Genomic DNA, 20703 nt, shown 5'->3' with positions numbered 1-20703 from the left:
CTCGCCGCGCCGCTCCCGACGCCGTGGCAGGAGGATTCGACGATGACGGATGACTCGCTTCCCACGGAGGCGCTGCTCGATGGTCGCTACCACCTCCGGGAGTGCGTCGGGCAGGGCGGGATGGCGCGCGTGTACCGCGCGGAGGACTCGCTGCTCGGGCGCACGGTCGCCATCAAGATGCTCCGCGCGGAGACCGAGCAGGGCGCCGCCTCCGAGCGCGCCCGCGGCGAGATGACCGTGCTCGCCTCCCTGAATCATCCGGCTCTGGTCACGCTGTATGACGCGCAGCTGCATCCGGGGCGGGCCGAGTACCTGGTCATGGAGTTCGTCGACGGGCCGACACTCGCAGAGCGGATCGCCCAGGGGCCGCTGCCCTCGGACGAGGTGGCGGCGCTCGCGGCCGATCTGGCGGAGGCCCTCCATGTCGTGCACGGCGCGGGGATCGTCCACCGCGACATCAAACCCTCCAATGTCCTGCTCACCGGGCGCTCTCTCACCGGGAGCCGGTCGGGTGCCAAGCTCGCCGACTTCGGGATCTCGGTGCTCGTCGACGCGGCCCGGCTGACGTCTCCCGGAACCGTGATCGGCACCGCGGCATACCTGGCGCCGGAGCAGTTGAACGGCGCCGCGCCCGCGCCGCCCGCCGACATCTACGCGCTGGGGCTGGTCCTGCGCGAAGCGCTCACCGGAGAGCGCGCCTTCGCCGAGGCGGAGGGGATCGGTGCCACCCTGGCCCGCTTGATCGAAGCGCCGGTCATCCCGGAATCCGTGGGCCCGGCGTGGTCCGCGCTGCTGCAGCGGATGACAGCGACGGATCCGGAGGACCGGCCGACCGCCGCCGGCGTCTTCGCGGCGGTGTCCGCCCTCGCGCACCACCCCTCGATTCCGCCGCGGCCCCCGCTTCCGGCTGCGGTCGCCGCCGCAGCGCTCGCGGAGCGGGAGGCGGCCGGACCGTCCGCTCCGACACGGACCCTCGTGCTGCCCGCTCCTCCGTCTCCCGAGGTCGGGATGCTCCGCCCCCGGACTCCTCGCCTGCAGCGGGCCCGGCGACGCCGCGGACTCCTGACCGGAGCCGTGGCAGTCGCGGTCGCCCTCACCGTCGCCGGAACGCTCTGGGCGGCAGGGGCGCTCAACCCGAATCCTGTGGTGACGCCTGTCGACACCGAGCCGACCCCTCGCTCGTCTCCGACGCCGGCGGTCGTGGTGCCCGCGACCGTGCCGGAAGAGGTGGACACGCCGGTCGAGGCCCCTGCACCGGAACCCGCGCCCGCGGCACCGGACGACAAGAAGGCGGAGAAGGCGCAGGAGGCCGCTCAGAAGGCCGCGCAGAAGGCCGCCGACGAGCAGCGGAAGGCCGAGGAGGACGCGCAGAAGAAGGCTGAGAAGGCTCAGGAGCGCGCCGAGAAGGAAGCGGAGACGGCCCAGGAGGAGGCGGAGAAAGCGAAAGCGGAGGACGCCGACCTCGAGGATTGAGTCCTCGGGCCTGCGCCCTCCGTATCGGCGGTGCCGGTGTCAGACGGCGAAATCCGCGAGCTGCCGTGAGGCGCTGCTCGTCTCCGTGGGCTCGGGCACCAGGTACAGGCCGTTCGGCGTGTTCGCGGTGAACGCCAGCGCGTCCACCCACCGCCGGTTGATGGCCGGAGGCCGGCTGCCGAAGAACTTGAACACGATGTTCGAGTGCGCGTGCACCCAGACCGTCGTCCGACCGCCCCCGACGGAGGCGTCTTCCTTCCACGAGAAGGGCATCGGCTCGCCGCGACGGAGTTTCGTCGTCATGACGAGCTGGATATGTGTGAGAGCGCGGTCCTCGATCTCGATCTTCGGACCGCCCTCATAGATGAACTTGCCCATTGGATGGATCCTTCGTTCCATCTCCACAGGAACCCGTTGCCAAGAGGCGCAACCACGCTGATCGCTGGTGGGGATGTCTCCACACTCTCACCGATCCCGGCTCCGCAACACCCCACCTTCGTCCAGCAGGTCCGTGGCGGACGTCCCCGGCCTCAGATGCGGCGGGGACCGGGGCCGTTCTCGCCGAGGGCGTCCTCCGGATTCAGCAGGCGGCAGGCCTTCAGAGACAGGCAGCCGCAGCCGATGCAGCCCGCGAGCTCGCGCTGCAGGTGCTCGAGCTGGGTGCGCCGCTCCTCGAGCTCGGCGCGCCAGCGCTTGGCCACGCGGCGCCAGTCGCCGTGCGAGGGCGGGGCGTCGACGGGCAGGGTCTGGAAGAGCTCCTGGACTTCGCTGAGCGGGATGCCGATGCGCTTGGCCACGACGATGATCGAGATCCGCCGCAGCATGTGGCGGCGATAGCGCCGCTGGTTTCCGGGCGTGCGCGTCGAGGCGATGAGGCCGAGCTGCTCGTAGAAGTGCAGCGCGGAGGGCGCGACGCCTGTGCGTCGGGTGACCTCCCCGATCGGGAGGAGATCGTCCGGTTCCATCCGCCGCCCTTCCGTGGACCTCAACAATACTTGAGGAACGGACGGAACGGTCAGCGTGAGGTCGGCGGAAGCTTGTCGACGCCGTGGCGGTTCGGCTTGTCCGGCTCGGCCGCGGTCTCCGGCGTCACGTCCTGGCTGTCGGCCGGCGCGCCCGACGTCGGATAGTGCGGCTCGTCGATCTCGACGGCCTTGTCCCGCTCGTCCGCCGGGGGCAGGTGGTCCAGGGGATGCTTGATGTCATCGGGGTGGTGGCTCATGGCCCCAGGGTGCGCTGTGCCGCGTGCGGCACCCAAGGGGGTTGTCATCCGTCCCGCGGTGTGGTCGGTGGGTGGCGCTACGGTGGGCGGACACGACCACGGAGGGTTTTCCACATGGCATCCGTCCTCGCCGGACTCGATCACATCCAGCTTCCCGTCACCGACCTCGCGGCGTCCAGCGCGTGGTACGAGCGTCTGCTCGGCTTCCGCGTCCTCACCGACTACGGGTCGAGCGCCATGCTCCGGGCCGAGGGCGGTCCGGATCTCATGCTCTGGGAGGCGCCGGGGCACTCGCCGATGAAGCTGATGGTGTCGGGGGAGGAGCGGCCGGTCTTCTTCCTGCGCACGACCGAGATCCACGCGCTGGCCGAGCGGTTCGCGGCAGAGGGCGTCGACGTGGAGAGCTTCGACGACGGCGGCTTCGCCCTCTTCCTGAAGTTCTTCGACCCGGACGGCACGCTGCTCGGACTCATCCAGCACGCCGCCTGAGCTCGGCGTCGCGAGCGGGTCGTCGGGATCCGCTGCCCTGTCGGTGGGTGCCGGGCTGGGCTATCGTCGGGGCACGGCTCCGCGCGGAGGGGCTGCGAGGAGGGGCGCATGGAGCAGGTCGACACGGTGATCGTGGGCGCGGGGGTGGCGGGATTGACGGCGGCGCGGCTGCTGCAGGATGCCGGGCGGACGGTCGTGGTGCTCGAAGCGCGCGACCGGATCGGCGGCCGGGTGCACACGGATCGGACCGACGGCGTCGTCGATCTCGGCGCCTCGTGGATCCACGGCGTCGACGGCAGCCCGGTGGCGGCGGCTGCCGAGGCCTTCGGCATGCGGACCGTGGAGTTCACCGTCGGCGGTTTCCAGGTGGACAGCCGGCCGATCGCCTATCACGGCCCCGACGGGAGCCCGCTCTCCGCCGAGGAGACACGCGCCTTCGCCGCCGATGTCCACGCGGTGGACGCCGTGCTCCCGGAGGTCATCGCCGCCTCCCGCCCCACAGCCTCCTACCGCGACGTCACGGACGAGGCCCTCTCCCGCCAGGAATGGAGCGCCGAGCGTACGCAGCGGGTGCGGGAGTACCTGGAGCATCGCGCCGAGGAGCAGTACGGGACGTGGATCGAAGACCTCGCCGCGCACGGCCTCGACGACGACGCGATCGAGGGCGAGGAGGTCGTGTTCCCCGACGGGTACGGCGTGCTTCCGGAGCGCCTGGCCGCCGGACTCGACATCCGGCTGGAACACCTCGTCACCCGTGTCGACTGGAGCGACGACGGCGTCTGGGTGCGGACCTCGCACGGCGACTTCTCCGGCGACACGACGGTCGTCACGGTTCCCGTCGGCGTGTTGCAGGCGGGGACCATGGAGATCGTCCCTCCGCTGCCGCCGGTGAACGCCGAGGCGCTGGGGCGGCTGCGCATGAACGCCTTCGAGAAGGTCTTCCTGCGGTTCCCGACGCGGTTCTGGGAAGACGGGGTCTACGCCCTCCGGCAGCAGGGCCCCGAGGCGCGGTGGTGGCACTCCTGGTACGACCTCACGACGCTGCACGACGAGCCGCTCCTGCTCACCTTCGCCGCCGGGCCCGCCGCGGCGGCCACGCGGGACTGGAGTGACGAGCAGGTGCAGGCCTCGATCATGGCGCAGCTCCGCCGGCTCTACGGCGACGAGATCCCCGATCCGATCGGGATGCGCCGCACGGCCTGGCAGGACGATCCGTTCGCGCACGGCTCGTACGCGTACATGACGGTGGGATCGACCACCACGGATCACGACGACCTCGCCACCCCGGTCGGCGGCGTGCTACACCTCGCGGGCGAGGCCACGTGGACCGATGATCCGGCCACCGTGCCCGCGGCCCTGTTCTCCGGGCATCGTGCGGCGGAGCGCATCCTCGGGCGGGCGGTCCCGATCGAACGGCTCTGGGCACAGGGGTGACGCGCCCCGGCGCCGGCAGTGTGGCCGTCGCCATTCGTCCGGTCAACCCCCTGCGTCATTCCTCGCCGCCGCACATACGGTCGTCGGACCGAACAGAGGAGGAGAGCATGAGCGACCCCCAGAACACGCAGGGCACCCCCGGCGCCGACGAGGAAGCCGACACGGCCTCCGGCGGCGCTCCCGACGACAGCGGCGAGAGCACCGACGACGTGCTCGAGCGCGAGACGACGGACGACGAGGGCAAGCCCCTCGAGAACCCGTCCGGCGGCTGACCGCCGCACCGCCCGAGGGTCAGCCGCGCACCAGGTGGCGCGGCTACCCTCGGGTCATGCGCCGCATCGCTCTCGTCCCTCTGCTGCTCGCCGTCGGTCTCCTCGCCGGGTGTGCGCAGGTCACCCAGGCCGCGGGAGACGCGTTCGGAGTTCCGGTCGCGGAGACGTGCGCGACCATCGATGACGCGTACGCGCAGTATCAGCAGCTGCTGAGCCAGGGCGACGCATCCGCGGAGCAGCTCGATGCCGCACGCGACGACCTCGTCGCCACCCTCGACGGCGTCGCGGACGGGATGGACGGGCAGCTCGGCGACCTCATCCGCTCCGGCGCCGATCAGCTCGGCGGCATGACCGACCTTCAGGCCCCGGAGACGGTCGAGGCGATCGAGCGCCTCCACGACGGGCTCTCCTCCTTCTGCGGCTGAGCCGACTCGCGCGGTCGTGTCGCGACGTACCACTGCCGGAGCAGCAGCACGATGAGCAGCACGTCGACGGCGTCACCCGCGTAGAACATCAGCTCCGCTCCGATCCGCGCGTCCCCGGGGTCCACGCCCACCGGAGGGTGTGCCCATAGCCACTTGGCGAGGATCGAGTGCGCGGCGATGAAGACGATGAGGACGGACGCCCGTACGGTGACGGAGGTCCGATGCGGATCGGGATCGAGTCCGAGGATGCTCGCGGTGAACAGATACCCCGTCAGCAGGACGTGCAGGTGCACCGCAGCATGGAGCCACGGTGAGGCGTGCATGAGGGGGAACAGCGGCGCGGCGTAGAGGAGCCACAACCCGCCGATGTTGAGGGTGCCTGCGACCACCGGATGCGTGAGCACCCGGATCGGGGCGCTGCGCAGCACCCGGGAGAGCGCACGGGCCTCGGCGACGGGAAGGGCGCGGAGGGCCAGGGAGACCGGACGCCCGAGCACCAGGAGGAGCGGGGCCAGCATGCCCACGAGGACATGGCCGGCCATGTGCACCGGGAAGCTGCTGTGGGCCAGGGCGGCGAACGGTCCGACGGTGCCGACCGCGGCGCACAGCAGACCGCTCATCCAGGCGGCCGTCCGTGGCCGCGGCCAGGGACTGCGGTCGCGGGTCCGCCGCAGCGCGACGAGATACAGCACGGCGGCGCCGAGGAGGAGGACGAGGGCGAGGAAGGGGAGGACGTCGATGCCCCCGCCCGTCGCGTCCGCATCGAGGCCCGGAAGTCGGGGCGGGTCGTCGTGCCCGTCGTGCCCTTCGTGCACGGCTGTCACCCCCTCGGGGCCGGTCGGGTCCGCCACACCGTGAGGGCTCCGGCAGCGAGCAGCACGACGGCCGACACGATCCAGACGGTGTCGTAGAGCACGAGGTCGACGCCGTAGCGGATCTGGTGGATGCCGAGGAGCTTGTGGTCGACGACGCCGTCGAAGAGCTGGAAGAACCCGACCCCGGCGATCACCGCGCCCGTCCATCGCGTCCAGCGCAGGGGGCCACGGCGGCGGACGTCGGCGAGGAGGAAGGTGCCCAGGATCGTGAGGAACCAGCCGAACGCGTGGAAGAACCCGTCGGAGACGAGGGCGACGTCGGAGGTCGACAGGTCGTAGAAGTGATGCCAGTGCAGCACGAGGTGGAAGACGAAGAGGTCGATCATCGAGGCGGCGATCCCGCAGCCGAACAGGAAGCCTGACAGCAGCAGACGCCGGTCGAGGCGGGAGGGGGCTGCGCTGGTCATGGGGTCAGCGTCGTCCGGTCCCTCCACTGCGGCGATGTCCTTGACCGCATCCCGCGGGTGCGGTACGAGCCGATAGTTGCGAAACCGCAACTATCGGCGTATGGTTGATCTCGATCAACTTTCTATGCAGGAGCATTCCCCCGTGACACACACCTCATCCTCTTCCGAGACCGCGCGCTCGGCCCGCGAGGTCTTCACCGCGATCTCCGGCCTCATCGTCGGCATGTTCGTCGCCGTGCTCTCCGGCACGGTCGTCTCGACCTCGATGCCCGTCATCATCGCCGACCTCGGCGGCACCCAGTCGCAGTACACCTGGGTCATCACCGCGAGCCTCCTCGCCACCGCCGTCTCGACGCCGATCTGGGGCAAGCTCGCCGACCTCGTCGACCGCAAGGTCCTCATCCAGATCTCGCTCATCCTCTTCACGGTCGGCACCGTCATCGCCGGCTTCTCCACCGACACGAACATGCTCATCGCGGTCCGCGTCGTGCAGGGCATCGGCGTCGGCGGCCTCATGTCGCTCGTCATGATCGCCGTGGCCCTCATCATCTCTCCGCGCGAGCGCGGCAAGTACATGGGCGTCGTCGGCGGCATCATGGCCCTCGGCACGATCGGCGGCCCGCTGCTCGGCGGCGTCATCACCGACGCCTGGGGCTGGCGCGCCAACTTCTTCGTCGGCGTCCCGTTCGCGATCGTCGCCCTGGTGCTGCTGCAGTTCACCCTGCACCTGCCCAAGCCGCAGCGCGGCACCAAGGTGTCCATCGACTACTTCGGCATCGTCCTGCTCGCCGTCGGCGTCTCGACCCTTCTGATCTGGGTCTCCATGGGCGGCAACCAGTTCGATTGGGACTCGGGGACCAGCATCGCGCTCGCCGTCACCGCGGGCGTCGCCATCGCCGCCTTCGTCGCCGTGGAGTTCTTCGTCAAGGAACCCATCGTCCCGATGTCGCTGTTCCGCAACCGCACCTTCACGCTGTCGGTCATCGCCTCGATCGCGATCGGCGTCTCGATGTTCGCGACCTCGGTCTTCCTCGCGCAGTACTTCCAGCTGGCCCGTGGCGCCACGCCGACCGAGTCGGGCCTGATGACCATCCCCATGATCATCGGTCAGATGGGCGCGTCGATCATCATCGGACAGCTCGTCAGCCGGTTCGGCAAGTGGAAGGGCTGGATGGTCACCGGCTCGATCCTCGCCACCATCGGCGTGAGCCTGATGGCGACCCTCCGCTACGACACTCCGTTCACCCTGGTGGCCGTGTACATGTTCGTCCTCGGCGCCGGCCTCGGCATGGTCATGCAGAACCTGACTCTCATCGTGCAGAACGACACGGCTCCGCAGCAGCTGGGCGCGGCATCGTCGAACGTCAACTTCTTCCGCACGATCGCCGGCACCATCGGCGTGACCGTCATGGGATCGCTGCTGTCGACGAGCGTGGCCGACTTCATGAAGGACGGCCTGAAGGGCTTCGTCCCGACCACGCCCGACGAGATCAGTGCCCTGGAGCGCCTGGGCTCCGGAGACGTGCCGAAGGTGGGCGAGCTGCCCGACACGATCCGCACGATCGTCGAGAGCGCCTACGGGCACGGCATCGCGGACGCGTTCATCCTCGCCATCCCGCTGGCCGTGATCGCGATCATCGCGATCGCGTTCATCAAGAACAAGCCGCTGTCCACCAAGAACGCCGCGGAGCAGCTGCGCGAGCAGGCCGAGGAGTCCGTCATCGAGGTCTCCGAGGCCGAGGTCGGCGCCAACCTCTCGACGGGGACGATCCGCACCGGGCAGGCCGGACCGGCGACCACCACCGGGTCGGTGAGCGTGCTCGAGCGCGACGATCGGAAGCAGGAGCGCTGACATGATCGCGTCCGAGGCGGTCGGCACCCCCGACGTCGACACCGCCCTCAGCGACCTCCAGGCGCATCTCAACCTCATCTTCGCGCGGACCCGGTCGCTGTGGAAGGAATCGGCGTCCCGGGTCCACCCGGAGCTGCAGGTGGCGGGGTACAAGCTGCTCACGTTCATCGACCGGGCGGGCTCGGCCAGCGCGCACGAGCTCGCCGAGCGGTTCGAGATGGACAAGTCCGTCGTCAGTCGCCAGGTGCGGATGCTGGAGGACCTGGGTCTGATCGCCTCCGTGCCGGACGAGCGCGACGGCCGGCTCCGGGTGCTCACCGCGACGCCCGCCGCGTGCACCGCTCTCACCGAGGTCCGGCGAGAGTACGGCACCCGGCTCCGCGCCGTGATCGACGAGCTCACGCCCGCCGAGATCGACGCCGCGTCCAAGGTGTTCCGGCTCCTCGCCGAGGTCTGAGCGAAGCCCCGCGACCGCCTGCGGTCGCGGGGCTTCGCCGTACACTGGCGATATGAGCGCCTCGTCCGACGATCCTGCCGACGACGCTCTCCTCGACGATCTCGACCAGGCGGTCGCCCGCGTCGAGCATGAGCTCGGCCGTCTGTTCGCCCGCATCCGCGTCGGGTGGCGCGAGGCTGCCGCCACCGTGCATCCGGACCTCCAGCCGCTCGGGTACCAGGTCCTGACCTCGATCCTCGCCGGACGGGCGACCTCGGCGGGAGCCCTCATCGAGCGCCTGCAGACGGACAAGTCCGCCGTGAGCCGGCAGGTGCGCCAGCTCGAGCAGCTCGGGCTCGTCGAGAGCATCCCGGATCCGGAAGACCGCCGCGCCCGAGTCCTGGTGGCGACCCCGCTGGCCGAGGAGCGCGTCGCTCTCGCCCGCTCCCGGTACGAGGGGCGCATCGGCGAGCGCCTGCGCGGCTGGACGGCCGCCGACCTCGACCACTTCGCGAACCTCGTCGCCGATCTGGGCGGTTGATACACCGGAACACCTGGTCGATTCACGGGAATACAGCGGCCGGCCGCGTCCTTGGTCCCTCTGTGACTCTCTACGACTCCGCCGACTTCGGCTCGCTGCACCTGTCCAACCGCGTCGTCATGGCGCCGCTCACCCGCACGCGTGCGGACGCCGACGGCGTGCCGACCGCGATCATCGAGGAGTACTACCGTCAGCGCGCGGGACAGGGGCTCATCATCTCCGAGGGCGTCTGGCCCGTCCTCGAGGGCAAGTCGTACCCCGGGCAGCCGGGAATCGTGACCCCCGCGCAGATCGACGGATGGCGTCGTGTGGCCGACGCCGTGCACGCCGAGGGCGGCACCATCGTCATGCAGCTCATGCACGGCGGTCGTGTCGGGCACCCGGACATCTCGGGCGAGCCCCGCGTCGTCGCGCCGAGCGCCCTGGCGGCACCAGGGCAGACGCGCACCCTCAAGGGCAAGGCCGACCTGCCCGTCGCGCACGCCCTCACCCTCGACGAGATCCCGGTGGTCGTCGAGCAGTTCGTCCAGGCTGCGCGCAACGCGATCGCGGCCGGCTTCGACGGCGTCGAGGTGCACGGCGCCAACGGTTACCTCGTCCACGAGTTCCTGTCTCCCGTGTCCAACGTCCGCGACGACCAGTACGGCGGCTCGCCGGAGAACCGTGCGCGCTTCGCGGTCGAGGTGACCGCGGCGGTCGCGGCAGCCGTGGGTGCCGACCGCACCGGGATCCGCCTCTCGCCGGCCCACGGCATCCAGGGTGTCATCGAGGACGATGCGGCCGACGTCCTCGCGACCTACACCGCGCTCGCCGAAGGGCTCGCGCCTCTGGGGCTGGCCTTCGTCGATGTGCTGCACCCCGAGCCCGCCGGAGAGCTCGTCCAGGCCATCCGCCGGGCGGCGGGCGCTCCGCTCATCGTCAACACCGGCTTCGGCGTCGAGACCACCCGTGCGACGGCCGAGGAGCTGGTGGCCGAGGACTGGGCGGACGCGGTCGCGGCCGGGCGTCCCGTCATCGCCAACCCCGACCTCGTGGAGCGCTGGCGGACCGGGGCCGAGCTGAACGAACCGCGCCCGGAGCTGTTCTACGGTTCGACCGCCGAGGGCTACATCGACTACCCCTCGCTGGAGGTCGCGCGCGCCGGCGAGTGATGCGGAGCGCCCGCTGTCACACGACGATGTCGTCGGCCGTGTGCAGCGGGCGCCATCCGGTCTCGCGGATCCCGCGTCGGGGGAGGACGTCGGCGTCGGGCAGCGGGCCGAGGTCGACTCCGGTGAGGGCGGTGATCTCGGAGACCGGCACCTGGAACGTGCGGAAGGCTCCGAGCGACGCGACGGCGAGGGCACCCTCCCGGGTGTCGACGAGTTCGGTCTGATCGAGGAGGAACGCGGCGGCGGCGAGTCGGCCCTCGGCATTCCAGGCCGCGATCTTCCAGTACCGGAGGGGGACGCGGATGCCGCGGTACGGGGGGTCGGTGTCGTCGAGCACGGGGGCGGTGAACACCGTGAGGCGCTGCGCGGTGGTCTCCGCATACGCGAGCACGTGATCCTCCAGTCCGAGCCAGAGGTCTTTCGACTGGTTGAACACGGCGGCCTGCGGGGCGGCGTTGGGGTACGTGAAGGTCGCCTCCATGGCCGCGCGGGCGTCGGCGAGCTCGCCCCAGCCCGGATCGCGGCGGCGCACGAGATGCCCGCGGTCGAGGTCGTTCCGGCCGTACACGGCGGGCCCCGCCTGCTCCTCCGCCGGTATCCGGTGATCGAGGCGCCACTCACCTGTCCGGGGGAGGTCCCGCAGGCGGGCGCCGTCGATGGTGACGGCCGTCACCGCGGCGAGCCGCCGCTCCGGGTCCAGCAGCACCGTGAACCGCGGAGCCGGCAGGGTGCGCACCGCCATCGGAGGCACGGGGAGCGGGAGCGGGATGCCGAGGAAACCGGGGTCGTAGCCGTCCGTCATGCCTCCATCGTGCCCCGGCCCGCCGACATCAGGTGGCCGTATCTCAGGCGGACCCGTTGTCCTCGGCGCGCCGTGCCGCGGCCTCCCGCACGCGGCGGCGGATGCGCAGCGCAATGAACACCAGGAGCAGCAGGATGAGCAGGCCGACGACCACGTCGGAGATCACACCGCTCCACTGCTCGAGGATCGGCCGGATGGCGGGGCCGAAGGCGAAGCCGAGGCCGATCCAGATGCCGTTCCAGACCGCCGAGCCGACCAGGGTGTACATCGTGAACTTCCACAGGGCCATGCGCTCGATCCCTGCCGGGATCGAGATGAAGGAGCGCACGAGGGGCACGCAGCGGCCGAACAGCACCGCGCCGCCGCCCCAGCGCGCGAAGAACGCCTCCGCCTTGTCGAAGTCGTCGTGGTCGAGGAGGGGGATGCGTCCGACGATGCGTCGGGTGCGGTCCCGGCCGACCGCGGCGCCGAGCGCGTACCAGAGCCACGCACCGACGAGCCCGCCGATGGTGGCTGCGGCCCAGGCGCCCCAGGCGTTCATCCGGCCGTCGTAGGCGAGGAAGCCCGCCGCGGGCAGGATCGCCTCGGACGGGATCGGGGGGACGAACGTCTCGATGAGCACCGCGAGACCGACACCGACCTCGCCGAGGGTCTCGATGAGGCTGAGCACCCAGCCGATGAAGCCGTCGTAACCGGGGGCGGAAGCGGCGAGGGGCAGGGTGCCGGGGGTCATCGTGTCCTCTGTCGGGGGATCGCGGTGATCGTGCGGAGAGCGGGTCCATCGGAGCGGACGTCGCCTCTGCACGGTATCGCCCTTCCCTGGACTCCGCCTGCGTGCGCAGGGAGCGGGAGGAGCCGGCATTGTCAAGGTTCTCGCCGCCGCGGGACGGTGCGGAGATCATGGAACCCCATCGACCGAGGAGGCAGCATGACCGATCCGCGACAGGACGAGACGACCGGATTCCACGGGGAGCCCCCGACCGCGAACAACGGCGACGGCGACGCGCCGGAGGTCGACGTGACCGATCTGGAGCCGGAGGAGATCGAGGACGGCGTGGAGGTCGACGACCGTCCCTGAGCGGTAGGGGAGATTTTGACATAGGTCAAAATCTCCCCTACCGTCGAGTCATGGGCACGGCGGAGAGCAGAGACGGCGAGACCGATGCGATCAGCGGAGTCACCGCCGCCGAGATCTCCGAGAGCGTGCGCGACCTCGTCGAGCGGGGGACGCTCGTCGCGGGGGACCGTCTGCCGCCGGTCCGCACTCTCGCCGAGCGGCTGGGCGTGAATCGCAACACCGTGCTCGCCGCCTATCGCTCCCTCGTGACGGCGCGCATCGCCACCACCGGCGGGCGCACCGGCACGACCGTGCTCGGCCCTGCAGCCACGCCGGATGAGGGCTTCACGCCCGGAACGGCACTCCGCGACATCGCCAACGGCAACCCGCAGGCCGCCTTGCTCCCCGACCTCGTCGCGGCTCTCGCGACCGTGCGTCCCCATCCCGTCCTCTACGGCGAATCCGTCATCGATGCCGAGCTCGCCGAGTGGGCGACACGATGGATCGCGGAGGATCAGCCTCGTCCCTTCCGGCTCTCGGTCACCGCGGGCGCGGTCGACGCGGTGGAGCGCCTGCTCGCCCAGACGCTCGTGCACGGCGACCGGGTGGGCCTGGAGGATCCGTGCTTCCTGTCCAGCATCCAGACCGCGCGGTTGGCCGGCTACGCCCCGGTCGCGATACCGGTCGACGAGGAGGGGATGACGGTGGAGGGCGTCCGTGAGGCCCTGGAGAGCGGCGTGCGCGCGATCGTCTGCACGCCTCGCGCCCACAACCCCACCGGGGCCAGCATCACTCCCTCCCGCGCCGAGGAGCTCCGCGAGGTGCTCGCTCCGCACCCCCACGTGCTGGTGATCGAGGACGACCACTTCTCGCTGCTCTCCCCGACCCCGTACGCCACCATCATCGGGCCGGCCCAGGAACGCTGGGCGCTGGTGCGGTCGGTCTCCAAGTTCCTCGGCCCTGACATGCGGTTGGCCCTCACGGCGTCCGATCCGGTCACCGCTGAGCGCCTTGCCCTCAGGCTCAGTCCCGGCACCATGTGGGTGAGCCATGTCATGCAGCAGCTCGCGGCGACGATGCTGCGCGACGAGGGAGTGCACCGGCTGGTCGCGGAGGCAGGCGCCCGGTACGCCGCGCGCAACAGGTCCTTCGCCGCGCTCGCGTCCGCTCGAGGGCTGGACGTCGCTGCGGAGAGCGGGTTGAACGTGTGGGTCGACGTCCGCGAGGATGCGGGGGTCGTCGCCGCGCGGCTCGCGCACCGCGGATGGCTCGTGCGACCAGGGTCGGAGTTCGCGCTGGAGGACGAATCCGCCAGTGGACACCATCTGCGGCTGACCGTGCACGACCTCGATGACGCCGACCTGCGACGCCTGGCCGACGACGTGGCCGCCGCCTCCGGCCCGGCACCGGCCGAGGGGGACGGATGACGACCGGAGATGCCGGGACCGCGTTCCGGGTCGGGCGATCCTCGCGTCTCGACGGCGTGCTCTACGACCTGCGGGGCCCGGTCGCCGCGCGTGCCGCCGAGCTGGAGTCCCGCGGAGAACGGATCCTGCGCCTGAACATCGGCAACCCGGCGCCGTTCGGGTTCGAGGCGCCGCCGGTGATCGTGGAAGCTCTCCGCGAGGCGCTCCCGCATGCCCACGGATACTCGGAATCCCCGGGGCTGCCGGAGACGAGGGAGGCGATCCGCGCGCACTACGCGCGGCGGGCAGGGTTCCCGTCCCTCGGAATCGAGGCGGTGACCGTCGGCAACGGCGTGTCCGAGCTGGTGGGCCTCACGCTGCAGGCACTGCTGGAGCCGGGCGACGAAGTCCTGATCCCGAGTCCCGACTATCCGCTGTGGACCGCATCGACCGTCCTCGCCGGGGGTGAGCCCGTGCATTACCCCTGTGTGGAGGAGGCAGGGTGGCTTCCGGACCTCGACGCCATGGCGGCTGCGATCGGCCCCCGGACCGTCGCTGTCGTCGTCATCAATCCGAACAACCCGACCGGCGCCGTGTACCCCAGGGAGACGCTGGAGGGCATCGCGGAGCTGGCCCGTCGCCACGGTCTGCTGCTGCTCTCGGACGAGATCTACGACCGGGTCGTGTACCCCGGATTCACGCACGTCTCCACTGCCCAGGTCGCCCCCGATGTGCCCTGCGTCACCTTCGCCGGACTGTCCAAGACCCATCGCGTCGCCGGGTACCGGGCCGCCTGGGCGCTGACGACCGGGTTCGCTGCGGACGATCCGTTCCTCTCCGGTCTGCGGCTGCTCGCGTCGATGCGGATGTGCGCGTCCGTGCCCGCGCAGCATGCGATCACGGCGGCTCTGGAGCACGACACGTCGCTCGATGCGCTCGTCTCGGCGGACGGGCGGCTGACGGCGCAACGCGACGCCGCCACGGCGGCGCTCCGCGCGATCCCCGGCGTCGACGTTCACGAGGCGGGCGGGGGGCTCTACCTCTTCCCCCGCCTCGACCCTGAGGTGTACGGCATCCGTGACGACGAGCGCCTGGTCCTCGACTTCCTCGATGCGGAACGCATCCTCCTCGTGCACGGTCGCGCCTTCAACGGCGCCGACACCGACCACGTGCGCATCGCCTTCCTGCCCGAGACGGAGACCCTGGTCGATGCGGTGCAGCGCTTCGGCCGCTTCCTGCAGGGGTACTCGCCGCCCGGCGCGTGAGGACACCTGACCCGGTGGAGTGACCGAGTGGCCAGGTCGCGGTCCGCAAGACCGTGTACGCAGGTTCGATTCCTGCCTCCACCTCCGATCCGGCTCTCGACGAGCCGTTCCCGACGAAGGGCATCTCCATGCAGAAGGACTTCATCCCGGCCGCCGCGCCGCTCATCGGCGACGACGAGGTGGCAGCCGTCGAACGGGTGCTCCGCAGCGGGATGCTCGCGCAGGGCCCCGAGGTGGCGGCGTTCGAGCGCGAGTTCGCGACCCGGTTCGTGGAGGGTCGCACCACCGTCGCGGTCAACTCCGGGACGAGCGGGCAGCTCCTGGGGCTGCTCGCCGCCGGTGTGGGGCCGGGCGACGAGGTGATCGTGCCGTCCTTCACCTTCGCGGCGGTCGCGAACTCCGTGGTGCTGGCCGGAGCGACGCCGGTGTTCGTCGACATCGAACCGACGCACTTCACGCTGGATCCGACCCGGGTCCGTGCCGCGGTCACCGCCCGCACGAAGGGCGTCATGCCCGTGCATCTGTACGGGCACCCGTTCCTCGTGGACGGTATCGAGGAGGTCGCCAACGACCACGGTCTCGCCATCTACGAAGATGCTGCGCAGGCCCACGGCGCTGCGTGGCGAGGGAGGCCGGCGGGGACCATCGGCACGTTCGGCATGTTCAGCCTCTATCCGACGAAGAACATGACGGCGATCGAGGGCGGCATGGTGTCCTGTGCGGACGAGCAGGTGGCGCGCCGTATCCGTCTGCTCCGCAACCAGGGCATGGAGACGCAGTACGCGAACGAGGTCGTCGGCTACAACAACCGGATGAGCGAGGTGCATGCCGCGGTCGGTCGGGTGCAGCTCGGGCGGGTCGCCGCCTGGACCCGGCGGCGACAGGGGAACGCCGCGTTCCTCGACGCCGCGCTCGCCGGCATCGACGGGCTCACGGTGCCCGCGGTCGCGGAGGGCGCCGAGCACGTCTACCACCAGTACACGGTGCGGATCGCCGCGGGGGAGCGCGACCGGGTACGCGACGCTCTCCGCGATGAGCACGGGGTGGGTTCCGGCGTCTACTACCCGATCCCGAACCATCGGCTGCCCTCGCTGGCGCGCTTCGCTCCGACCGATGAGCTGCCGGAGACGGAACGCGCGGCGCAGGAGGTGCTCTCCCTCCCCGTGCACCCTTCGCTCACGGCCGGCGATCTCGACCGGATCGTGACGGGGGTCGCGGCGGTGATGTCGGCCGGCGGCTGACTTCAGGCGGCGAGGCCGAGCCAGGCGCGCGGCGAGCGGCCGAGACGCTGGGTGAACGCCCGGGAGAAGGCAGAGGCGCTCGCATAGCCGAGGTCGGCGGCGACAGCGCTCACCGACATCCCCGCGCGGAGCTGCTCCTGAGCGATCGTGAGGCGCCACTCGGTGAGGTAGTCCCCTGGGGCGCGGCCCACGACGTCCTTGAAGCGCGCCGCGAAGGCGCTGCGCGACATCGTTGCGGTCCGCGCGAGGGAGTCGAGCGTCCACGGTTCGCCGGGCGCCTCGTGCATCGCCACGAGGGCCGGGGCGAGGCGCTCGTCGGCCAGGCCGGGCAGCAGCCCCGGCGGCAGGGCCAGATCACCGGAGTGATCGAGCATCCAGCGCAGAAGCTGGATGAGGACGACCTCGAACATGCGGTCGGCCAGGAGGGGGCGCCCGCAGCGCACGTTGTCGACCTCGGCGAACAGGAGGTCGAGTGCTGGGCCGAGGGTGGACACCTCGTCGAGCGGAAGGACGATCACGGACGGGAGGGTGCGGACGAGCGGATGCGTCGCTCCGCCGTCGAAGTCGATCGTCGCGCAGGCGAAGTCGGACTCCTCGGTCGGGGCGTTGAGGAAGGTGTGATCGATGGGGCGGGGGAAGAACAGCAGGCTGGGGCGGGTGATCGTCTCGCGCTCGATGCCGCCGCCCGGGCGCTGGTGCGTCACCTCCATCTCGCCGCGACGCAGCACGTGAAGGAAACCGTGGCCCGCACTCGCGGCGAAGACCGTGGTCCCGCACAGGGGTCCGGTGTGGAACAGGCGGCTGCGCACCCGGAAGCGGTCGAGCAGCGGGGTGAGGCGGTCAAGCGGCGGCATGCTTCCATTCTTCTGGACGATATGTCATGAACGCAAGATCAAATGATGCGTATCGTACTGACTCCCGAGGAAGACTGAAGGGGAAGCCGAATCCGGCCCGTCCCGAAACACAAAGGAGCAACCCATGCCCAACGTCCCTCTCGTCGACCGTGAGACCGCCACCGGCCCCGTCAAGGAGCAGCTGGAGCAGATCGGCTCCGCCTTCGGCGCCGTCCCCGCCATGTTCCGCGCGGTCGCGAACTCGCCCGCCGCGCTCACCAGCATGTGGAGCGCTTTCGGCGCTTACGGTGGGGGCACGCTCGGTGCGGCCCTGGGCGAGCAGATCGCCGTCGCCGTCGCGAACCGCAACTCGTGCGGCTACTGCCTGGCCGCGCACACGGCGCTCGGCAAGAAGGCCGGCCTCACGACCGAGGTGCTCGCCGCCGCCCAGGACGGCGCCTCCGACGACCCCCGCACGGCGGCACTGCTGGCCTTCGCGCTCAAGCTCGTCGAGGAGCGGGGTCAGGTGACCTCGGCCGACGTCGACGCCCTCCGCGCGCACGGCTGGAACGACGAGCAGATCGTCGAGACCATCGGCCAGGTCGCGCTGAACCTCTTCACGAACTACGTGAACATCGCGCTCGACGTGCCGATCGACTTCCCGACGGTGCCACTGCGTCGCGCCGCCTGAGGTCGAGGGGAGCAGAGGCCGGATTCGCTGGGGGTCCGGCCTCTTCCGCTGCCCGGGCGTTCGCGCTAGACCTCGACCGCATCCAGCCAGTCGGTGAGGACGCGGGTGGCGAGAGTCTCGAGCCGCGGGCCGAGCGTGCGTGCCTGTTCGCGGATCGATCGCGGGTCGATGCCGTGGTGATGCAGTTCGTGGGCGTGGCCGATGAGCCAGCGCTCGATGGCGCGGTGGTCGGCTTCCAGGTGGAACTGGAGGCCGAGAGTGCGGCCCACCGCGAAGGCCTGATGCGGGAAGCCGGGCGTGTGCGCCAGGGACTGCGCGCCGGCAGGGATCGTGAACTCGTCCCCATGCCAGTGGAGCACGGGCTCACCGTCGAGAGGGGCCAGGACGGACTCCCGGCCCTCGGGGGTCAATGCGAGCGGGCCGAAGCCGATCTCGACCGCCCCGGTCGGCCGGACCTCTGCGCCCAGGGACTCGGCCAGGAGCTGCGCGCCGAGGCAGACACCGAGCGTGGCGCCGCCGCTGTCGAGTCGCGCCGCGACGGCGGTCTTCGAGGAGCGCAGGAACGGGTAGCGATCGTCGTCGTACACCCCGATCGGTCCGCCGAGGACGATGAGCAGGTCGGCCCCGTCGACGGCGTCCGCGTCGAGCTCGTCGATGCCGGCATCGAGAAGGGTGGTCTCGTAGCCGCGCTCCGTCAGCAGGGGAGCGAGGATGCCGAGGTCTTCGAAGGGGACGTGGCGGACGGCGAGGGCCGTTCGGGGGGTGCGGGACGCGGACATGCACTCTCCTCGGTTAGATTTGACCTATGCCAAAAATAGCACACGAGGTTCAGAGTGCCGAGGTGGTCGTGCGCGCGGCTGGGATCCTGTTCGACTGCGACGGCGTGCTGGTGGATTCCGTCCCCTCGGCGGCGATCGCGTGGGGCGCCTGGGCCCGTCGGTATGCCCCGGGATTCGACTTCCTCCGAGACGCCCCGCACGGCAGGCGACCGAGTGAGGTGGTCGCGACGCTCGTCGAGCCGGAGCGGGCGGACGAGGCGACGGCCGACCTCCTCGCGCGTGAGCTCGCCGTCGCGTCGGCGACGGCGGGGATCCCCGGGGCGGCCGCTCTGCTCGTCGCGCTGCCGGGTGACCTGTGGGCGGTCGCGACGAGCAGCAACAGGGCCGTCGCGACCGCGCGGATGCGCGGAGCGGGCATCCCGGCGCCCGCCCTTCTCGTCGCCGCCGAAGACGTGGACCGCGGCAAACCCGCGCCCGACCCCTACCTCCGCGCCGCGCTCCTGCTCGGGCGGGACCCGGGGGACTGTGTGGTCTTCGAGGACTCGGCGCCGGGGATCCATGCGGCGAGGGCAGCCGGAGCAGGGCTCGTGGTCGGGGTGGGCGCAGCCTCTGCGTCGGCGCACCCCGACCTGATCGTGCGCGACCTCTCCCGGGTGCGTTGGAGCGGCGGAGCGCTGCGTCTCCCGGTGCTCAACGGAGCGCGCTGAGGGCCTCGTCGATCACGTCCACCGCGACGTCGAGCTGCTCGTCCGTCGTCGTGAGGGTCGGCAGGAAGCGGATCACGTTGCCGTCGCTGCCGGCTGTGAGCAGCAGGATCCCGCGCTGGGCGGCGAACTCCGCGACCATGGACGCGGCCCCGGCCAGCGGTCGTGTCGTGCCAGGGGTGCTCAGCTCGAAGGCCTGCATGGCGCCGATCCCGCGGACGTCGCCGATCACAGCGTGGCGGGCGCGCAGCCCCTCGAGTCGCGCGGACAGGTGGGCGCCGATCCGACGGGCGTCCGCGAAGAAGGTCCCGTGCTCGAGCTCGTCGAACACCGCGAGGGCGGCGGCGATCGAGACCGGGTTCCGCCGAACGTGCCGCCGAGGCCGCCCGGGTCGGGCGCGTCCATGATCTCGGCGCGGCCGGTCACTCCCGCCAGGGGCAGCCCGCCGGCGATGCCTTTCGCCGTGAGCACGAGGTCCGGAACGAGGCCGAAGTGCGTGCTCGCGAACCACGTCCCGGTGCGCCCGAGGCCCGTCTGGATCTCGTCGGCGATGAACACGACCCCGTTGCGGGTGCACCACTCCTGCAGGGTTGACAGGTAACCCGCGGCAGGGACGACGAAGCCGCCCTCGCCCTGGATGGGCTCGGCGATGACGGCGGCGAGGTCGTGGACGCCGATGCGCTGTTCGAGATGGGCGATCGTGCGCGCCGCGGCCTCGGTACCGTCGAGTCCGTCCCGGTAGGGGTAGGAGTTGGGGACGCGATGGATGTCGGGGGCGAACGGACCGAACCCGGTCCCGTACGGCGCCGCCTTGTGGTTCATCGCGAGCGCGAGGTTGGTGCGCCCGTGGAACGCGTGGTCCAGGGCAGCGACGACGCGACGCCCGGTGTGCCGTCGGGCGATCTTCACCGCGTTCTCGACGGCTTCCGCGCCGGAGTTCGCGAAGGCCGTGCGGGTCTCGTGGGTGCCGGGGACCTTCTCCGCGAGCAGCTCGGCGAGGCGCACGTACCCCTCGTAGGGGGTGACGGTGAAGAGCGTGTGCGTGACCCGGTCGAGCTGCTCCGCCGCGGCGGTGACGGCGGCGAGGTTGGTGTGGCCGATCGTCGTCACGCCGATGCCGCTGCCGAGGTCGAGGAAGCGGTTGCCGTCGACATCGGTGACCCAGGGTCCGTCGGCGTGCTCGATGTAGACGGGGAGCACGCTGCCGACCCCGCGGGGGACAACGCGTTGCCGGCGCTCGTGCAGCGCGCGACTCCGCGGCCCTGGCACCTCGGTGCGCAGGCGCGGAGTCGACAGCGAGGTGTCGGAGAACAGGCCGGGTGCGGACATGGGCGGCTCCTTCGTGAGG

Annotated in this window: 24 protein-coding genes, 1 tRNA gene and 1 pseudogene; 16 read left to right on the top strand and 10 right to left on the bottom strand. The window is 71.1% G+C overall.

Annotation, left to right across the window (positions count from 1 at the left end; genetic code table 11):
• Nucleotides 1-42 precede the first annotated feature (42 nt).
• Nucleotides 43-1473: a serine/threonine-protein kinase gene (locus BLU02_RS07375; protein WP_082750091.1), complete on the top strand. Its 1431-nt coding sequence runs from the start codon at nt 43-45 to the stop codon at nt 1471-1473.
• A gap of 39 nt (nt 1474-1512) precedes the next feature.
• On the opposite strand, the gene BLU02_RS07370 is transcribed toward BLU02_RS07375, so the two are convergent.
• From BLU02_RS07370 to BLU02_RS07360, 3 genes are all read right to left on the bottom strand, one after another.
• On the bottom strand, nt 1513-1851 hold the full coding sequence (locus BLU02_RS07370; RefSeq protein ID WP_060922706.1) for a DUF7882 family protein: 339 nt from the start codon (nt 1849-1851) through the stop codon (nt 1513-1515).
• A 152-nt stretch (nt 1852-2003) separates the two neighbouring features.
• A complete protein-coding gene (gene soxR, locus BLU02_RS07365) occupies nt 2004-2438 on the bottom strand; it encodes a redox-sensitive transcriptional activator SoxR (RefSeq protein WP_060922707.1) in 435 nt (144 codons plus the stop codon).
• Nucleotides 2439-2488: 50 nt separating this feature from the next.
• Nucleotides 2489-2695, bottom strand: coding sequence for a hypothetical protein (locus tag BLU02_RS07360; protein ID WP_060922708.1), 207 nt, complete (start codon nt 2693-2695; stop codon nt 2489-2491).
• A gap of 114 nt (nt 2696-2809) precedes the next feature.
• Between BLU02_RS07360 and BLU02_RS07355 the strand changes: the two genes are divergently transcribed.
• The 4 genes from BLU02_RS07355 to BLU02_RS07345 all read left to right on the top strand — a co-directional run bounded on the left by BLU02_RS07355 (nt 2810) and on the right by BLU02_RS07345 (nt 5315).
• Nucleotides 2810-3184: a VOC family protein gene (locus BLU02_RS07355; RefSeq protein ID WP_060922709.1), complete on the top strand. Its 375-nt coding sequence runs from the start codon at nt 2810-2812 to the stop codon at nt 3182-3184.
• Nucleotides 3185-3292: 108 nt separating this feature from the next.
• Nucleotides 3293-4618, top strand: a complete 1326-nt coding sequence (locus BLU02_RS07350; protein ID WP_060922710.1) for a flavin monoamine oxidase family protein — start codon at nt 3293-3295, stop codon at nt 4616-4618.
• Between the two features lie 107 nt (nt 4619-4725).
• Entirely contained in the window at nt 4726-4890 is a 165-nt protein-coding gene (locus BLU02_RS17570) for a hypothetical protein (protein ID WP_164498166.1), read from the top strand.
• A gap of 56 nt (nt 4891-4946) precedes the next feature.
• On the top strand, nt 4947-5315 hold the full coding sequence (locus BLU02_RS07345; RefSeq protein WP_060922711.1) for a hypothetical protein: 369 nt from the start codon (nt 4947-4949) through the stop codon (nt 5313-5315).
• Here BLU02_RS07345 and BLU02_RS07340 read toward each other — a convergent pair.
• Both BLU02_RS07340 and BLU02_RS07335 read right to left on the bottom strand, forming a co-directional pair.
• Nucleotides 5249-6130, bottom strand: coding sequence for a cytochrome c oxidase assembly protein (locus BLU02_RS07340; protein ID WP_082750094.1), 882 nt, complete (start codon nt 6128-6130; stop codon nt 5249-5251). The genes BLU02_RS07345 and BLU02_RS07340 overlap by 67 nt on opposite strands.
• Nucleotides 6131-6135: 5 nt before the next feature.
• Entirely contained in the window at nt 6136-6597 is a 462-nt protein-coding gene (locus BLU02_RS07335; protein ID WP_060922715.1) for a DUF2243 domain-containing protein, read from the bottom strand.
• A gap of 124 nt (nt 6598-6721) precedes the next feature.
• Here BLU02_RS07335 and BLU02_RS07330 point away from each other — a divergent pair, with 124 nt between their 5' ends.
• The 4 genes from BLU02_RS07330 (at nt 6722) to BLU02_RS07315 (ending at nt 10577) form a co-directional block, all read left to right on the top strand.
• Nucleotides 6722-8449 (top strand): MDR family MFS transporter, encoded by a 1728-nt coding sequence (locus BLU02_RS07330; protein WP_060922712.1) that lies wholly within the window; start codon nt 6722-6724, stop codon nt 8447-8449.
• A 1-nt stretch (nt 8450) separates the two neighbouring features.
• Nucleotides 8451-8906, top strand: coding sequence for a MarR family winged helix-turn-helix transcriptional regulator (locus BLU02_RS07325; protein WP_025102534.1), 456 nt, complete (start codon nt 8451-8453; stop codon nt 8904-8906).
• Nucleotides 8907-8958: 52 nt separating this feature from the next.
• Complete coding sequence (locus BLU02_RS07320; RefSeq protein WP_060922713.1) at nt 8959-9426, top strand: MarR family winged helix-turn-helix transcriptional regulator; 468 nt, start codon at nt 8959-8961, stop codon at nt 9424-9426.
• 62 nt (nt 9427-9488) lie between these two features.
• Nucleotides 9489-10577 (top strand): alkene reductase, encoded by a 1089-nt coding sequence (locus BLU02_RS07315; RefSeq protein WP_060922714.1) that lies wholly within the window; start codon nt 9489-9491, stop codon nt 10575-10577.
• A 16-nt stretch (nt 10578-10593) separates the two neighbouring features.
• Here the strand turns inward: BLU02_RS07315 and BLU02_RS07310 are convergent, their stop codons facing one another.
• Together BLU02_RS07310 and BLU02_RS07305 are read right to left on the bottom strand one after the other, a co-directional pair.
• Entirely contained in the window at nt 10594-11379 is a 786-nt protein-coding gene (locus BLU02_RS07310) for a DNA/RNA non-specific endonuclease (protein WP_083370918.1), read from the bottom strand.
• 43 nt (nt 11380-11422) lie between these two features.
• Complete coding sequence (locus BLU02_RS07305; protein WP_060922976.1) at nt 11423-12112, bottom strand: DedA family protein; 690 nt, start codon at nt 12110-12112, stop codon at nt 11423-11425.
• A gap of 195 nt (nt 12113-12307) precedes the next feature.
• On the opposite strand from BLU02_RS07305, the gene BLU02_RS17420 reads away from it, so the two are divergent.
• From BLU02_RS17420 to BLU02_RS07285, 5 genes are all read left to right on the top strand, one after another.
• Complete coding sequence (locus BLU02_RS17420; RefSeq protein ID WP_157547026.1) at nt 12308-12457, top strand: hypothetical protein; 150 nt, start codon at nt 12308-12310, stop codon at nt 12455-12457.
• Nucleotides 12458-12507: 50 nt separating this feature from the next.
• Entirely contained in the window at nt 12508-13863 is a 1356-nt protein-coding gene (locus tag BLU02_RS07300) for an aminotransferase class I/II-fold pyridoxal phosphate-dependent enzyme (protein WP_060922975.1), read from the top strand.
• A complete protein-coding gene (locus BLU02_RS07295; RefSeq protein ID WP_060922974.1) occupies nt 13860-15107 on the top strand; it encodes an aminotransferase class I/II-fold pyridoxal phosphate-dependent enzyme in 1248 nt (415 codons plus the stop codon). The genes BLU02_RS07300 and BLU02_RS07295 overlap by 4 nt, the downstream gene beginning before the upstream one ends.
• 13 nt (nt 15108-15120) lie before the next feature.
• Nucleotides 15121-15191 (top strand) — tRNA-Cys (locus BLU02_RS07290).
• A gap of 44 nt (nt 15192-15235) precedes the next feature.
• Nucleotides 15236-16348: a DegT/DnrJ/EryC1/StrS family aminotransferase gene (locus BLU02_RS07285; RefSeq protein ID WP_060922973.1), complete on the top strand. Its 1113-nt coding sequence runs from the start codon at nt 15236-15238 to the stop codon at nt 16346-16348.
• A 2-nt stretch (nt 16349-16350) separates the two neighbouring features.
• Here the strand turns inward: BLU02_RS07285 and BLU02_RS07280 are convergent, their stop codons facing one another.
• Nucleotides 16351-17202, bottom strand: a complete 852-nt coding sequence (locus BLU02_RS07280) for an AraC family transcriptional regulator (RefSeq protein WP_060922972.1) — start codon at nt 17200-17202, stop codon at nt 16351-16353.
• Nucleotides 17203-17326: 124 nt separating this feature from the next.
• Here BLU02_RS07280 and BLU02_RS07275 point away from each other — a divergent pair, with 124 nt between their 5' ends.
• A complete protein-coding gene (locus BLU02_RS07275) occupies nt 17327-17872 on the top strand; it encodes a carboxymuconolactone decarboxylase family protein (protein ID WP_060922971.1) in 546 nt (181 codons plus the stop codon).
• Nucleotides 17873-17937: 65 nt separating this feature from the next.
• Here BLU02_RS07275 and BLU02_RS07270 read toward each other — a convergent pair whose 3' ends face one another.
• Nucleotides 17938-18651: a glutamine amidotransferase gene (locus BLU02_RS07270; protein ID WP_060922970.1), complete on the bottom strand. Its 714-nt coding sequence runs from the start codon at nt 18649-18651 to the stop codon at nt 17938-17940.
• Between the two features lie 26 nt (nt 18652-18677).
• Here BLU02_RS07270 and BLU02_RS07265 point away from each other — a divergent pair, with 26 nt between their 5' ends.
• Entirely contained in the window at nt 18678-19358 is a 681-nt protein-coding gene (locus BLU02_RS07265; protein ID WP_060922969.1) for an HAD-IA family hydrolase, read from the top strand.
• Here BLU02_RS07265 and BLU02_RS07260 read toward each other — a convergent pair.
• Nucleotides 19342-20684 (bottom strand): annotated as a pseudogene (locus tag BLU02_RS07260) (aminotransferase class III-fold pyridoxal phosphate-dependent enzyme). The gene BLU02_RS07265 and the pseudogene BLU02_RS07260 overlap by 17 nt on opposite strands.
• Between the last annotated feature and the right edge of the window lie 19 nt (nt 20685-20703).

Source organism: Microbacterium paraoxydans, from assembly GCF_900105335.1.
In the GTDB taxonomy this organism is placed as follows: Bacteria; Actinomycetota; Actinomycetes; order Actinomycetales; family Microbacteriaceae; genus Microbacterium; species Microbacterium paraoxydans.
The sequence above is the reverse complement of the archived record's forward strand: the minus strand, read 5'-3'. Positions and strand labels throughout refer to the sequence as shown.